Origin of the sequence: Streptomyces sp. NPDC048603, assembly GCF_043199475.1 — a bacterium.
GTDB lineage: Bacteria > Actinomycetota > Actinomycetes > Streptomycetales > Streptomycetaceae > Streptomyces.
The window spans coordinates 412,606-426,536 of the sequence record NZ_JBICVY010000008.1 but is presented as its reverse complement, the minus strand read 5'-3'; the positions used below and the strand labels follow the sequence as shown (position 1 = coordinate 426,536).

Annotated in this window: 11 protein-coding genes and 2 pseudogenes; 8 read left to right on the top strand and 5 right to left on the bottom strand. The window is 74.5% G+C overall.

Annotated elements, in window-relative coordinates; genetic code table 11:
• The first annotated feature begins 14 nt into the window (after positions 1 to 14).
• Both ACGFQ9_RS22285 and ACGFQ9_RS22280 read left to right on the top strand, forming a co-directional pair.
• On the top strand, positions 15 to 1,457 hold the full coding sequence (locus tag ACGFQ9_RS22285; RefSeq protein ID WP_393575862.1) for an SWIM zinc finger family protein: 1,443 nt from the start codon (positions 15 to 17) through the stop codon (positions 1,455 to 1,457).
• Positions 1,454 to 4,183 carry a DUF6493 family protein gene (locus ACGFQ9_RS22280; protein ID WP_393575861.1) on the top strand — a complete coding sequence of 910 codons (2,730 nt, stop codon included), beginning with the start codon at positions 1,454 to 1,456 and terminating at the stop codon, positions 4,181 to 4,183. The genes ACGFQ9_RS22285 and ACGFQ9_RS22280 overlap by 4 nt, the downstream gene beginning before the upstream one ends.
• Before the next feature lie 289 nt (positions 4,184 to 4,472).
• Here the strand turns inward: ACGFQ9_RS22280 and ACGFQ9_RS22275 are convergent, their stop codons facing one another.
• Positions 4,473 to 4,883 (bottom strand): YciI family protein, encoded by a 411-nt coding sequence (locus tag ACGFQ9_RS22275; RefSeq protein WP_393575860.1) that lies wholly within the window; start codon positions 4,881 to 4,883, stop codon positions 4,473 to 4,475.
• Positions 4,884 to 5,012: 129 nt separating this feature from the next.
• Here ACGFQ9_RS22275 and ACGFQ9_RS22270 point away from each other — a divergent pair, with 129 nt between their 5' ends.
• The gene (locus tag ACGFQ9_RS22270) at positions 5,013 to 6,314 is read left to right on the top strand and encodes an MFS transporter (protein ID WP_393575858.1); all 1,302 of its coding nucleotides are present in this window, start codon (positions 5,013 to 5,015) and stop codon (positions 6,312 to 6,314) included.
• Between the two features lie 16 nt (positions 6,315 to 6,330).
• Here ACGFQ9_RS22270 and ACGFQ9_RS22265 read toward each other — a convergent pair whose 3' ends face one another.
• Positions 6,331 to 7,719, bottom strand: a complete 1,389-nt coding sequence (locus tag ACGFQ9_RS22265; protein WP_393575857.1) for a tetratricopeptide repeat protein — start codon at positions 7,717 to 7,719, stop codon at positions 6,331 to 6,333.
• A 140-nt stretch (positions 7,720 to 7,859) separates the two neighbouring features.
• Between ACGFQ9_RS22265 and ACGFQ9_RS22260 the strand changes: the two genes are divergently transcribed.
• Both ACGFQ9_RS22260 and ACGFQ9_RS22255 read left to right on the top strand, forming a co-directional pair.
• Positions 7,860 to 9,230 (top strand): M64 family metallopeptidase, encoded by a 1,371-nt coding sequence (locus ACGFQ9_RS22260; protein WP_393575856.1) that lies wholly within the window; start codon positions 7,860 to 7,862, stop codon positions 9,228 to 9,230.
• Between the two features lie 137 nt (positions 9,231 to 9,367).
• Positions 9,368 to 9,991, top strand: coding sequence for a flavodoxin family protein (locus tag ACGFQ9_RS22255; protein WP_393575855.1), 624 nt, complete (start codon positions 9,368 to 9,370; stop codon positions 9,989 to 9,991).
• Between the two features lie 50 nt (positions 9,992 to 10,041).
• On the opposite strand, the gene ACGFQ9_RS22250 is transcribed toward ACGFQ9_RS22255, so the two are convergent.
• The 3 genes and pseudogenes from ACGFQ9_RS22250 to ACGFQ9_RS22240 all read right to left on the bottom strand — a co-directional run bounded on the left by ACGFQ9_RS22250 (position 10,042) and on the right by ACGFQ9_RS22240 (position 11,282).
• Positions 10,042 to 10,461 (bottom strand): SRPBCC family protein, encoded by a 420-nt coding sequence (locus tag ACGFQ9_RS22250; protein WP_393576006.1) that lies wholly within the window; start codon positions 10,459 to 10,461, stop codon positions 10,042 to 10,044.
• An 84-nt stretch (positions 10,462 to 10,545) separates the two neighbouring features.
• Positions 10,546 to 10,761, bottom strand: a pseudogene (locus ACGFQ9_RS22245) (transcriptional regulator); the annotation flags it as partial.
• Entirely contained in the window at positions 10,758 to 11,282 is a 525-nt protein-coding gene (locus tag ACGFQ9_RS22240) for a hypothetical protein (RefSeq protein WP_393575853.1), read from the bottom strand. The pseudogene ACGFQ9_RS22245 and the gene ACGFQ9_RS22240, both read right to left, overlap by 4 nt.
• A gap of 85 nt (positions 11,283 to 11,367) precedes the next feature.
• On the opposite strand from ACGFQ9_RS22240, the gene ACGFQ9_RS22235 reads away from it, so the two are divergent.
• The 3 genes and pseudogenes from ACGFQ9_RS22235 to ACGFQ9_RS22225 all read left to right on the top strand — a co-directional run.
• Complete coding sequence (locus ACGFQ9_RS22235) at positions 11,368 to 12,360, top strand: hypothetical protein (protein ID WP_393575851.1); 993 nt, start codon at positions 11,368 to 11,370, stop codon at positions 12,358 to 12,360.
• Positions 12,361 to 12,539: 179 nt separating this feature from the next.
• The gene (locus tag ACGFQ9_RS22230) at positions 12,540 to 13,568 is read left to right on the top strand and encodes a helix-turn-helix domain-containing protein (RefSeq protein ID WP_393575849.1); all 1,029 of its coding nucleotides are present in this window, start codon (positions 12,540 to 12,542) and stop codon (positions 13,566 to 13,568) included.
• An 88-nt stretch (positions 13,569 to 13,656) separates the two neighbouring features.
• Positions 13,657 to 13,826: pseudogene (locus ACGFQ9_RS22225) on the top strand (transposase); the annotation flags it as partial.
• Positions 13,827 to 13,931: the final 105 nt, after the last annotated feature.

Here is a 13,931-nt window from a genome sequence, read left to right as displayed (position 1 = left end):
CTAGCGTTCCGGACATGAACCGATCCGTGCAGGCCTTGGCCTACGTACGTCCTTCCGCCCTGTCCGGGCAGCAGCTCGGGCTGGAGACCGCCGGCGGCACCACGCCGGTCGGCGCGGAGGCCCATCCGCAGTTCTTCGCAGGTTTCCTGGCGTCACCCCAGGCGGCCGCGCACGGGCTGCTCGCCGTCGCCGACGTCGCGGCCGCGCGCTACTACCAGCGCAACCTGGCCGCTTCGCTCGACCCGGTCGTCACCGGCAACGGGGACCGGCTGCGGTTCGAGTCCTTCTCCGGGTGCTGCGGGGTGTACGCCCGGCTGGACGTGCTGCAGGAGGGGCTCGGCGGGGCCGACACGGGACACGGCACCACCAACGTGGACGTGAACAACCCGCTGCGGGAGGCCCTGTCGCGGCTCACCGGGGACGAGCCGCTGCACCTGCGGGTCGGGCCCGACGAACTGGCGGTCACCACCGTGTCGGGGGCCGTGGTGGAGAAGAAGGTGCCGCTGCCCGAGCGCTGGCTCCGCGGCTTCGCCGAATCGCAGGTGGTGAGCGCGGGATTCGACCTGCGGGCGGAGCTGTCGGCCACCGAGGCCGTCCGGTTCCTGCGCTCGCTCCCGCGGCCTGCGGGCGGTGGCGCCCGGGGCGCGGGCGCGCGGCCGATGTGGGTGGTGGCGGCCGGCCGGGGGCTGCGGCCGACCACCCGCGCGGTGCCCGGCGCGGTGTGCCTGCCCGGCCCGGAGCGGCTGGCGGCACTGCACCGGGTGCTGCGGCACGCCACCGGCCTGCGGGTGTACGGCCCGGCCGGGCACGGCGGGCTGCCGTCGGCGAGCGCCTGGGAGGTGATGCTGCCGGGAATGCGGCTGACGCTGACGCTGTCCCCGGAGGCGGCGCGCGGGTTCTCCGGCGAGGGCGGGGTGCTGGAGGCTCTGGCCACGGACGAGGCGGCCGCCGACGCGGAGCTGGTGTCGGTACTGCTGGCGTGGGAGCCGCGGATCGACCCGGCGGACCTGGCCGAGCAGTCCGGGCTGACGACGGCGCGGGTGCGGGCGGCCCTGGCCAGGCTGGGCACCGCCGGCCGGGTGGGGTACGACGCGGCGGACGCGGCGTACTTCCACCGGGAACTGCCCTACGACGCCTCCCGGGCGGAGCGCGCCAATCCCCGGCTGGTCGCGGCCCGGAAGCTGCTGGCGGAGGGGGCGGTGCGGCCGGCCGCCGACGACGCCGCCGCCGCGTCGACCGTGGTCTCCGGTGAACGCCGTTACCAGGTGAGGGAGTCGGCCGGCGGGGTGCTCAGCTGCACCTGCCAGTGGTGGGTGGACTACCGCGGGCGGCGAGGCCCCTGCAAGCACGCCCTGGCGGTACGCATGGCGCGGCGCGCCGAGGCCTCCGGAGCCGCCGGTTCCGCCCCCTTCCCCGCTGCCGAGCAGTACGACGCCACGAACGGAGCCACCCGGTGAACGAGCTCATGAACGCGGTCCGCGCGGGCCGCAGCGACCTCATCCCCGGGCTGCTGGCCCCGCTGGACCGGGCCGCGCGGCGCACGCTGCTCACCGAACTGCAGGCACTCCGCAAGGAGGCCAGGGGCTGGGGCTGGACCCGGTGGCACGAGCGGGCCGCACTGAGCCGCGGACTGTGGCTGGCCGGTGCCGGCTGCCACACCGGGGCGGCGGCGGCAGCGGCCTGGATAGGTGCCCGTGACCTGCGGCCGCAGCCGTCCCGGAGCCGGTCCGCGCACCTGATGACCGTCCTGGACGGGCAGCCGGCGGAGTGGCTGGGGGACGTGGCGCACCGGCTGGCCGCCCGCCAGGCCACCGCGGAAGAGGACCACGAGCTGATCGCCGCCCTGGTGAGCCGTTCCGGGTGTGCCGTGCCGGCCACCGAGCCGTTCGTGCACGGCTGGGTGCGGGCCCTCACCGACGAGGCGCTGCGGCTGGGGGCGCGGGGCAGCCAGGTGGCGGAAGGCGAGACGCCGCTGGGGGCGGCGCTGCGGCGGCACCCGTGGACGGCGGAGCTGGTGCCCCGGGTGTTCGAAACGGTGGAGCCGGCACCCTCGATGGCCGGATGGGACCGGCCCGCCACCCCCGGGCACTGGCCGGCGGAACTGGCCGCGCTGGCGGCGGAGGGGCTGGTCGAACGGCGTGTGCTGCTCGACGGGTGCGTGTCACGGCTGGTGCGCGGCGGGCGCCCGGCAGGGCTGAAGGTGTTCCTGGCGCTGCTGCAGCAACTGGAGCCGACGCGTACGGAGCAGGTGGAGAGGTTCGCCGACTGGGCGGCACTCGCCGCGGACGGCCCGTCCGGTCCCGCCGGGTACGCGCAGGGAGTGCTGGCCGGGCTGGCCGAGGCGGGCGAGGTGGACCCCGTACGACTGGCCGAGGTGTCGGCGGCAGTACTGTTCCGGCCGGAGAAGAAGTTCGCGCGGGCGCAGCTGGTGCTGCTCGGGAAGGTGCTGCGGCGCGATCCGGGGGCACGGCACGCGCTGCTGCCGGTGGCCGGGCCCGCGTTCGGGCACCCGGACCTGGAGGTACAGGAGCGGGCGCTGGCGCTCGTCGCCCGCCATCTGCGGGCGGAGGACACCGTGCTCCGGGAGGAACTGCTGGGGCAGGCCCCGGTGTTGAGTGCCGCATTGCGGGAGCGGGCGGCGGAGGTGCTGGGCGGTGTGCCGAAGGGCGGCGGCGCGCAGGGGGCCGCCGGTGCGGCCGACGCCCCCGGCGGGCTCACGGGGCCGACCGGGACGCTCCCGTACGAGGAGGTGCTGCCTCCTGCGCCGGAGCGCAGGCCGCAGCCGGCCGCGCCGGATTCGGTGGAGGAGACGGTGGAGTTGGTGACCGCGCTGCTCGCCGGCCGCCGCCAGGGGTGGCGTGCTCCCGACCCGGTCGAGCCGGCCGAGTTCGAGCGGGCTCTGGACGGCCTGGTCCGGCACGCCCACCGCGACCGGGCTGCGCTGGCGCTGGCGCTGCGGCCCGCCCTGGCGGGGCTGTGGTGGGCGACCCACGGCTCCGCCCCCGACGGGCTCACCGGGCTGGCGCTGCCCGTCGCGGCCGTGCTCGGCACGGTCCGCGCGGGCGAGCTGCGGCTCCCCCGGGAGCGCCACCCCGGCCGCGCGTCCTGCCCGTCCGACGCCGTGGAGGACGTGATCGACGCCCGGATGCGGGAGGCCGCGCTGCGGGTGCTGACCGACCCCCAGCCGTTCCTGCTGGCAACGCCCTCGTGGGAGACCGGCACGATCGAACCGGCCGATCTGGTGGCCCGGCTGGACGCGTACGACGGGGTCGCGGTCGGCCCGGTGGACTTCGCGCAGGCGCTGCTCCGGGTGCGGCGGGATCCCGGGGCGGTGGCGGCGGCACGCGCGCTGAACACCGGGGAGGGCGCGCGGCTGGCGGACTGGCTGGCGGGCGGGGGCGAGCGGGGAGCACCGGAGCGGTCGCTGCACGACCCGTCGAAGACTCCCGTGCACGTGTGGAACCGGACACGGGCCGACTACGAGCAGACGCTGTGGGAGACCGCGGAGCACTCCGTGGTGCGCGGGGAGTTCCCGGTCGCCTTCCGGCGGTTCGCCGAGGCGCGGACCGCCACCTGCTGGCGCTGCTACCACTGGCCGGTGTACGACCCGCAGCACACGGCGGTGGTTCCGGAGGACCGGGAGACACTGGCCGCGTGGGCGACGGTGGGCGTCACCGCGTGCGCCACGGCCGGCGAGGAGGGGGCCTGCGGTCAGCTGCCCCGGCTCGCCGAGCTCGGCGGTCCCGCGGGTCCGGCCCTGCACCTGCTGGTGGCGACCGGGCTCGGTGCCCGGCACGCCGACGACCGGCTGGCGGCGGTGGACGCGCTGCTGGTCCTGGCGGCGCGCGGCGAGCTGGACGCGGCTCTCGTCGGGCGGGAGCTCGCGGAGCTGCTGCGCCGGGGCACCGTCAAGCCGAACCGGCTCGCGGATGCGGCGCGTACGGCGGCGTCGACCGGGGCGTACGGGACGGTCTGGACGGTGCTGGCCGATGCCGTGCCGGGAGCGCTGGGGGCGGAGCCGCTGCGGGGCGCGGGCGAGCTGCTCGCGGTGGCGGCGGAGTGCGTGGAGCGGAGCGGGGCGGTGGGTCCGTGCCCGGTGGAGGTGGCGGAGGCTGCCGCGCGGGGCGGGTCCTCGCAGCTGGTGAGGCAGGCGCGGCGGTTGCGGGTGGCGCTGGGCGGCTAGCGGGGGCGGTTAGCGGGGCGGGGAGCTGTGGCCGGTACGGCGCCGGCCGCCGCGCTGCCCGTGCCTGGCCCGCACGGTGCGGGGCTCCGGCTGGGCGAGGTGCGGTCGCTGAGCGGTGGTGTCCCGGTGTGCCCACCTCCCCCAGACTCCGTCCGGGGGGACCCCCACCCCCAAGCTCTCGACTCCGCTCGAGCAGGGGGGACCCCCATCGCCCTGCGGGACGCCTGCCCACACCGGGGGTGGGTTGGGGCGCCTGCCCACACCGGGGGTGGGGGAGGCAGGTGTCTGGTCAGGGGGTGGGGGCTTCGCCGATGGGGCGGATGACGACCGGGTGTTCGGGGGAGCCGGGCGGGACCGGGCACTGGGTGATGCGGGAGGCGATTTCGGTGACGCGGTCCAGGCCGGAGCACTCCAGCAGCCAGTAGCCGGCCGGCTGAACGTCCGTGGCGGCGTAGGGGTCGTCGGTGATGCGCGGTTCGCCGCCGGGTGATCCGGTGACGAAGCGGGCTTCGGCGGGGGCGGTGAAGCCCTGGGCGTCGAGGAGCTCGCCGGAGGCGGCGAGTTCGTTGTTGAGCTCGCCCATGAAATTGACCATGGCGAGCAGTTCCTCACGGCTCCACCGGGGCGAGCCCGGCGACTCCGTCCCTTCCATCGCCGCGTAGTCCGCCTGGGTCGCCTGGACCGTCACGAAGTATTTCACCGGGCCAGCGAAGCAGGTCGCCGCCCGGCGGGGTGCGCGGTCGGGCGGGCGCGGCCGCTTTTTCCCCCGCACGGAGCCGGAAGAAAAACCGGTTGCTCCCGGACCGGGTCCTCGCGAACGATCGAGCGAGTGAGCAAAGCACGCACCCGGCTGGCCTCGGTCCTGCCCGATACCGCGCCCTGGCGTTCCAGCCGTGACTTCCGGCTGCTCTTCTACCAGGGCACGGTGACCTACTTCGGCAGCTTCATGGCGATGGTCGCGCTGCCGCTGCAGATCAAGGACCTGACCGGGTCGCCGCTCGCCGTCGGTGCGATGGGCGCCGTCGAGCTGGTGCCGCTGGTGGTGTTCGGGCTGTACGGCGGGGCGCTGGCCGACGCCGTGGACCGGCGGCGGCTGATCCTGTGGACGGAGGCGGGGCTGGGCCTGCTGGCTCTGGTGCTGCTGGTCAACGCGCTGCTGCCGGAGCCGCTGCTGTGGCCGCTGTACGTGGTGGCGGCCGGCGTCTCGGCGCTGTCCGGGCTGCAGCGCCCCGCGCTCGATTCGCTGACCGCCCGGATCGTGCCGCACGACCAGCTGACCGCCGCGGCCGCGCTGAGTTCGCTGCGCTACCAGATCGGCGCGATCGCCGGGCCCTCGCTGGCGGGTCTGGTGGTGGCCTACGCGGGCCACGCCCCCGCGTACGCGGTGACCGTGACCGGGTTCGCGGTGTCGGTGCTGCTGTGCACCCGTCTGACTCCGGCTCCGCCCGCCCGGGACGCCGAGCGGCCGTCGCTGCGCGGCATCGCGGAGGGCGCGCGCTACGCGTGGAGCCGGCCCGTGCTGCTGGGCACGTACGCGATCGATCTGGCGGCGATGTTCTTCGCCTTCCCGAACACGATCTTCCCCTTCCTCGCCGACGAGCTGGACGCGCCGTGGGCGCTCGGGCTGATGTACGCGGCCGGGTCGGTGGGCTCCCTGGTCGTAGGGCTGACCAGCGGCTGGACCTCCCGGGTGCACCGGCACGGGCTGCTGGTCGCGGGCGGGGCGACCGTGTGGGGTCTGGCCGTGGCCGCGGCAGGCTGGTGCACGAGCATCTGGGTGGTGCTGCTGTGCCTGGCGGCCGCCGGAGGCGGGGACATGCTGAGCGGGCTGGGCCGCTCCACGATCTGGAACCAGACCATCCCGGAGGGGCTGCGCGGGCGGCTGGCCGGGATCGAGGTGCTGTCGTACAGCGTGGGGCCCCAGCTGGGGCAGGTGCGGGCCGGCTGGTCGGCGGGCTGGACCGGCACCCGTACCGCGTTCTGGAGCGGTGGTCTGGCCTGCGTGGGTTCGGTGGCGGTGCTGGCGGCGCTGCTGCCGGCGCTGCTGGTGTACGACGCGCGTACCGATCCGGACGCCCGCCGCCGGGCGGCTCAGGCCACCGGGCCGGAGGGCACGCCCACGGCGGCTTGAGCTCCTCACGAGCACGTCAGGGGCGCCACCGCCCCGGCCCGCCCTGGTCCGGGGCGCCCTGGTCCGGCCCGCCCTGATCCGGGGCGGCGGTCGGGGCGGGGCCCAGGGTGGTGGTGCCGATGGCCGCGCGGTGGCCGAGGCCGGTGCGGTACGCGTCGAGGGCCGCCTCGGTGCGGCCTGTGCGGCGCAGCAGGTCGCCCAGCAGCCGGCACAGGTCGGCGAGGTCACCGGTCGCGCCGCTGCGTTCCAGCAGGGCCAGGGCGCGCACGTAGTGTTCCTCGGCGGCTTCGGTCTCGCCTCGTTCCTCGGCCATGAGGCCGAGCAGCCGGTGGGCGCCGCCGGCGTGCACGGCACCGTGGCGGTCGTCCAGGTCGAGCAGGGCCGACAGCAGTTCGGCGGCTTCCCGGTGGCGGCCGAGCCGGCGCAGTACGTCGGCGAGTTCCACCTCCACCTGTGCGGTGTAGAGCGTGGCACGGCGGGTGGCGAGCATGCCCCGGGCGGTGCGCAGCTCCTTTTCGGCGGCGTGCAGTTCGCCGCACTGGGCCTTCACGTAGCCGCGCATCCAGTGGCAGTGCGCGAGGTCGGTGGCCAGTTGCAGCTGCCGGTAGACGGCCTGGGCCTTGGCGAGGGAGGCGTCGGCCTCTGCGGTGCGTCCCTCGGCGAGGAAGGTGCGGGCGACCTGCCGGTACATGCCGGCGACCAGGGCGGGGTCGGTGACCTGGGGTGCCAGGGCGAGGGCGGTTTCGGCCGCGTGGGCGGCGCGGGCGTGGGCGCCCATGTCGATGTACGGGCCGATGACGGCGGCGTAGAGCAGGACGAGCGCCTCGGGGTCGGCGAGGCCGCGGGCGCCGAGTTCGTCGATGGTGGATTCGAGCAGGTAGCAGGCGTAGCGGAGTTCCCCGGCGAGGAGATGGGCGACGGCGCGGCCGCGGATGGCGCGGGCGCGGCGCGACAGCGGCTCCCCGGCCTGCAGGGCTTCGGCCTCGGCGAAGTGCGCGCGGGCGTCGGCGAGGTCGCCGGTCTCGAGGGCGCAGTCGCCCAGGCCGAGCAGTGCTTCGGCCCGCTCGGCGGGGAGGTCGTGGCGTTCGGCGTCGGTGAGCAGCTGCCGGTAGTGGACGGCGGCCTCGTCGGCCGCGCCGGTGGCCAGGGTCCGCTGGGCGTCGGTCAGGGCGAGGCGGAGTTCGGTGGCCAGGTGGGCGGGGCGTCCGGTGGCGAGTTCCTCGTAGGTGGTGCCGAGGCGGTCGGCGAGGAAGCGCAGGGCCGTCTCGGAGGGGCGTACGCGTCCTGATTCGAGGGTGGAGATGTAGGCGGCCGTGTACGAGGGCTCGGCGAGCCGGCGCTGGGTCAGGCCCGCCTCGGTGCGGAGCCGCTGTACTCGTCTGCCGATCTCGGCCGGTTCGTCCATGGCATGGCCCCCTGGTCGTTCAACTCCCCTGGTTTTCAAGGGGACACGATCATTGCGCATCCCCTCCGGCACCCCCTAGTTTAAGCGACCGGTTCAATTCGCTTAAGTCCATGGTTAATTGCCGTGTCCGGGAGGATGCCGTGCGCTCTGCCCTGCGCAGTTCCCTGCTGTCGGCGGGGGTGGCCGCGGCCACCGCCGCCGCACTCGCCGCCCTGCCGGGCACGGCGACCGCCCTGCCGGGCACGGCGTCACCGGGTCCCGGGCCCGGACCCTTGGTGGAGGTGGAGATACCCGGCCCCGAGAACGGGGTGACGGCCGGATCGGGGCACGCCTCCGTGCCGACCGCGGGGCGGTCGGCTCCCAGCGGGCGCCGCCTGTCGGGAGAAGCACTGCGGGCGGACGGCGGCGTCACCAAGATGATCGACAACGGCCCGTCCGCCGACCGGCTGGACGTGGTCGTGATCGGTGACGGGTACACGGCGGACGAGCTGGCGGGGTTCCACGCCGATGCACGGGCGAAGTGGGGCGAACTGGCCGCCGTACAGCCGTACACGACGTACCAGGGACTGTTCAACGTGTGGACGGTCGACGCGGTGTCGCAGGAGTCCGGGGTCAGCGGCGACCCGGGGCGGGACGTGGTGCGGGACACCGCGCTCGGGTCGTACTTCTGGTGCGGGGACATCGAGCGGCTGCTCTGCATCGACCAGGCGAAGGTCGACGCGTACGCGGCGCGGGTGCCCGACGCGGACCTGGTGCTGGTGCTCGCGAACAGCTCCAAGTACGGCGGGGCGGGCTACAACGAGCCCAGCGCGACGCTCGGTTACGACGGGATCGCGACGGCCTCGGCGCGCAACGCGAAGTCCGGGCAGGTCGCCGTGCACGAGACGGGGCATTCCCTGGGGTGGCTGGCCGACGAGTACTTCTATCCCAGCGTGCCCGACTACGAGCGCTACACCGGCCCGGAGCCGGCCGAGCCGAACGTGTCCGGCCTGGACGCGGGGGCGATGGCCGCGCGCGGGGAGAAGTGGCACCGGTGGCTGGGCGAGCCGTCCCCCGACGGCGGCACCGTCGGAGCGTACGAGGGCGGCGGGTACTACGTGAAGGGGCTGTACCGGCCGACGGACGGCTCGCTGATGCGCGTGCTGGACCGGCCGTTCAACCTGCCCGGGGTCGAGGCCATGATCGCCGGCTTCTACCGCCACGCGCGGCCGGTCACCGCGCTCACGCCGACGGGGGACACGCTGCGCGGCCACCGGTCGGCGGAGATCTCGGTGCCCCGGCTGACCGGGGCGGACGCGCGGCAGCCGTCCGTCCGCTGGTACCTGGACGGGCGGGAGCTGCGGTCCCTCGCGGGGCGCGAGCGGGTGTGGGTGGCGGAGCTGGGGCTGCCGCTGCTGGACTTCCGCACGCACCGGCTGTCGGTGCGGGTCGAGGACCGGACGGCGTCGGTCCGGGACCCGGAGATCGTGCGGACGCTGGGGGCGCAGGTGGAGTGGAAGGTCCGGCTGTAGGGGCGGCGGCGGCCGCAGACTCCGGGTGCGCGACTCCCCGGCTCCCCCAAGTCCCCCGGCTCCCCGGCTCCCCCGGACCCGCGAACCGCTGACCCCGGCCGGAATTTTCCGCCGGGGGTCCGGAGTTGGTGACGTTCATGACTCCTGACACTGGTGCACAGCCCGGCACGGACCGTTCCTTCCTCTTCCTCCTCGGCAGTTCCCGGCCCGAGGGCAATACGGAGATCCTCGCGCGGGCCGCCGCCGAGCAGCTTCCCGCCGGTGTTCCGCAGCGGTGGGTGGACCTCAGCCGGCTGCCGCTGCCGGACTTCCAGGACGGACGGCACGAGACCGAGGGGTGGCCGGTCGGCGAGGCCGAGGAGGAGCTGCGGCAGGCGACCCTGGAAGCCACCGACATCGTCCTCGCCTCGCCCCTGTACTGGTACACCCTGTCCGCGCACACCAAGCGCTACCTGGACTACTGGTCGGGCTGGCTGGCGGTGCCGGGCCTGGATTTCAAGGAGCGCATGGCGGGGCGGACCCTGTGGGGGGTGACGGTGATGGCGCACGAGGAGGAGGTCGTCGCGGACGGCCTGGTGACCACCCTCACCCACACGGCGGCGTACATGCGGATGCGGTTCGGCGGGTTGCTGTTCGGCAACGGGTCCCGGCCGGGTCAGGTGCGTGACGACGAACGCGCCACCGTCCGCGCCAAGACCTTCTTCCAGCAGGAGGCCCCGCTCGCCTACTTCCCCTACGAGGAGCAGGCCCGGGCCCGCTGAAGGCCGCCGGGCAGCGCCCCGCGCGGCACGGCGGCACCCCAGGGGGTGTCTCACGGCCGCTCCATGAGCTCCTTGAGCGTGGTCAGGTCGGTACGGACGGCCGCGGCGTCGTGCCGGAAGTCCTCCTCGGTCGTGCCGGGGCGGCGGCGGAGGGTGAAGACCACCTCGCAGCCGGCGGCATCGGGCAGGACGCGCATCGGGTTGTGGACCGTCTCGCCCGTGGGCAGGGTGACGTCGTGGTCCAGTACGCCGAACTCGTTCCGCGGGGCGAAGGCGACCACGACACGGCCCGGGCCGGCCGAGTCCGCGATCCACCGGCCGTCGACGTGCTCGATGGTCGTGCCGAGGCCGTGGGCCCACCGCGGGAGGTTGGCCGGGTTCGAGGCGAAGGCGTAGACGTCGGCGGCGGGGCGGTCGATGTGCGTGCTGATGTGACGGGTGGTCGGTGCGCCCGTTCCATGGGTGTCCATGAGGTGACGGTAGGACGTCACGGGCCGTCCGGTCTTGAACGAATCGGACCGGACGGCCCGGCCCCCTCCCCGGAGGATCCGGCAGTCCACCTCCACCGGCCCGATCAGCGGGTGGGTGAGGCGCATGCGCGAGGCACGGCGTACGGCGACCTCGTGCAGCTCCCACAGGTCCGCGAACTCCTCGCTCGCCGTCCGCAGCCGTTCCACCAGGCGCACCGCGGCGGGGTCGCCGGCCCCGGCCGTCGCCCGGGTGCGCCCGGGCCCGGGGCGGCCGCCGGTCCCGGGATGAGGCGGGCTCAGCGGGCGCCGCGGTGCTCGTAGACCGTGAGGGCCAGGGTCTTCATGGCGGCCTCGGCGCGGGTGGCGTCCGCACCGTGGTCGATGGCCTCCAGGGCCTCTGCCGCGGAGATCCGCACGGGGCGGGGCAGACCGTCGTAGGCGGAGATCCGGTAGGCGATGGTGCGGCGGGCGGCCCGTTCCTCCTCGGACACCCCGTCGGGGGTGAGGGGGAAGACCGCGGCCTGGTAGGTGGCGATGCTCATGACGACGGCGTCGGCGATGCCCTCCGCGTAGCCGTCGGCACGGGTCGCCGCTCCCGGCCCGGATCCGGTGGCCGGTCCCTCGTGCCCGGGGAAGCCGGTCACATGGCGGCGGGCCAGGCGCGTTCCGAGGCCCGCGCCGAGGGCGGCCGCCGCGGCGGCGAGCACGGCCGTCAGCCACCCGCCGAGGAGCAGGCCGAACAGGGCTCCGCCCAGCGCCCCGCAGGTCACCAGCACTCCGGTGATCATCAGGTGGACGCGGTTGCCGAGTGTGGACGTCATACCCGGCAGTATGCACAGCGGCCGGTACGCCCGGACGGCGCATCCGGGCCTGCGGGAGGCCGGACCGGGATCTTGAATGGCAGGTATGGCAGCCACGCCGGACGGAAAGCCCAAGAACCTGCTGCGCGCCGGGCTGGCGGAGCCGGGCCGGCTGCCCGAACTGCTGGCCGGTTTCGCACTGCGGTTCTCCGGTCCGCGCGCCGCCCGCGGCGTGGCCCGGATGCGGAGCCGGCAGCCCGATGCGGACGCCGCCGCGCTCGGCGCGGAGGTCGTCGCCCGCGGCATGCGGCGGACGGTGACCGAGGGGGCGTTCGTCGGGGGCCCCTTCCTGCTGTTCATCCCGGTGGCGTTCTGCGCGGCGCTGCTGAGCCAGGCGCGCACGATGCTGGAGCTGGCCGCCGTCGCGGGACTCGATCCGACCGCTCCGGAGCGGGCCGCGGAACTCCTGGTGCTGCAAGGGGTGTACCCGGACACCGGCACGGCGGCGAAGGCACTCGCGGAGGGGCCGGCACCGGGAGCCGGGGGCCCCGTGAAGCCCGGACGGCTCCCGGCCCTGACCGCGCTGACGCTCCGGATGGCGAAGCTGCTGGGGCTGGTGACCCCGGGCCAGGAGGTGACCCGTACCTGGCGGACCCGGCTGGCCCGGGTGGGATCGTGGCTCCTGCTGATCGTGGTGCTGCTGGTGGGGATGGTGGCGCCACTGGTCTGGCTGCCGTACATGGCGGTGTCCTACCGGAAGGCCACCGCGCGGATCATGCCCCGCGCCGTCGCCTTCTACCTGTCGGACGTCCCGCTGCCGACGCGGCGGCGGGACGCGTCCCGGGTCGATCCGGGGGCGCTGGCGGGAGTGCTGCGGACCCTCTCCTCCCTGCTGGTTCCCCTCGGCCTGGTGCTCGTGGTGCTGTTCGCCGATCTGCGGCTCTTCGGGAGCAACTGGCCGGTGCTGGGGATCGCTCTGGTCGTGGCGTCGATCGGGGCGGGCACGGTGTGGCAGCTGCGCCGGCGGCGGCGCCGCGAGCGGGAGGAAGCCGAGGACGGGCAACCGGGGCCGGGCCCCGGTTCCCCGGACAACCCCTAGAAGTTGTCGGCGAATCATGGCCGGCAGGCCTCGGCTCGCCGGCGAACGCCACGGCGACCCGAGCGTCCGTCCGAAAATGTATGCCGATAATCGATCACGTGGCGGTGGTGATGGAGCACGGCTGCGCGACGAACCGGTGACGGGCTGGGTTCGCCGTCACGTCGAGGTGGGGGGATCGCATGGGATCGCTGGTTGCGTCGGATGCTGCCGGGGCGCGCGAGGACAGGTTTGACTGGTTCTGCGAGACGGTCTCAAGCCATTTCATGCCCGTCATGCTCAGCACCCCGCATGCGGCCGACTTCCGGGCGAGCGTCACGGACCTGGATCTCGGGGTGGTGCGGCTGTCCGCTCTGGCATGCTCACCGGTGCGCTCGCGCCGGACCCTGACCCATGTCCGGCGAGGCGATCCCGAGCTCTTGCAGCTGGCGCTGCTCACACAAGGTGCTTTCAGGATCTCCCAGCGAGGCAACGAGTCGGTGGTCACGGGGGGACTCGTACTCACGGACACCTCACGACCGAGTGAGGGGGCGTGTACGGGCGAGCAGGTCGAGACGGTGGTCATGCAGATCCCCCGTCAGGCCCTGGCGCTCGGCTCGGACCGGGTGGACCGCCTCCTCGCACGTGGCCTGGCCGCGGACACCGGGTCAGGGGCGATCCTCGCCGACTTCCTGAAGACGCTGCTCGCACGCGGCCCGCACTGTCAGCCGGAGGAACTGCGCGGGATGGGGGCCGTCACCCTCGACCTGGCCACCGCGTTTCTCGCGCGGCAGCTCGGTGACCCCGGTGAGGCCCCCGCCGAGGCACGGGCACGGGAGACGCTGCACCGGATCCACCGCTTCATCGAGAACAATCTCGGTGACCCGGACCTGACTCCCCAGGCGATCGCCGATCGGCACAACATGTCACTGCGGCGCCTCTACGCCCTCTTCGGCGACCAGCCCCTGACGATCGCGGCACACATCCGCCACAGCCGGCTGGAGCGCGCCCGCACCGACCTCGCACGCGCGGAACTCGGCGATCAGTCCATACAAGTCATCGCGGACCGCTGGGGCTTCGCAAGCGCCACCGGGTTCAGCCGGGCATTCCGCGGAGCCTACGGGATCACCCCCACCGAACACCGTGCGTCCTCCCTGGCCGCCCCACGGCACGCAGAACAAGGGGACCCGGCACTCCACGAACACCACCACGCGCCGCTCGCGATCCGCTGAGGATCACGGGCGGCGCCCGGCGCCGGAAGAGGACTTGTCCCCCTAAGGTCTGTCGTCAAAGTGATCTTGGATCGCGGATCATAAAGTCGTGATACGCCGTCATGAACGGTCCGATGCCGAGTGGGAACTTGTGCAGCCGCTGTTGCCCCGGCCTGTGCTGGGGCGGCCCCGGCTGGACGACCGGACGGTCCTCAACGGGATCGTGTGGAAGTTCCGGACCGGGTCGCCTGGCGGGACGTGCCCGAGCGATACGGGTCGTGGGCCAGCCTCCACACCCGTTTCCGCAGGTGGGCCGCGGACGGGACGTTCGAGCGGATGCTCCAAGCCGCGCAGGCGCAAGCCGACGCCGGTGACATCGACTGG

Bases quoted from the DNA above. Each gene is read 5' to 3' on its own strand.
- ACGFQ9_RS22285 (WP_393575862.1), top strand. From the start codon at position 15: ATGAACCGATCCGTGCAGGCCTTGGCCTACGTACGTCCTTCCGCCCTG.
- ACGFQ9_RS22265 (WP_393575857.1), bottom strand. From the start codon at position 7,719: ATGGACGAACCGGCCGAGATCGGCAGACGAGTACAGCGGCTCCGCACC.
- ACGFQ9_RS22255 (WP_393575855.1), top strand. From the start codon at position 9,368: ATGACTCCTGACACTGGTGCACAGCCCGGCACGGACCGTTCCTTCCTC.
- ACGFQ9_RS22250 (WP_393576006.1), bottom strand. From the start codon at position 10,461: ATGGACACCCATGGAACGGGCGCACCGACCACCCGTCACATCAGCACG.
- ACGFQ9_RS22240 (WP_393575853.1), bottom strand. From the start codon at position 11,282: ATGACGTCCACACTCGGCAACCGCGTCCACCTGATGATCACCGGAGTG.
- ACGFQ9_RS22235 (WP_393575851.1), top strand. From the start codon at position 11,368: ATGGCAGCCACGCCGGACGGAAAGCCCAAGAACCTGCTGCGCGCCGGG.
- ACGFQ9_RS22230 (WP_393575849.1), top strand. From the start codon at position 12,540: ATGGGATCGCTGGTTGCGTCGGATGCTGCCGGGGCGCGCGAGGACAGG.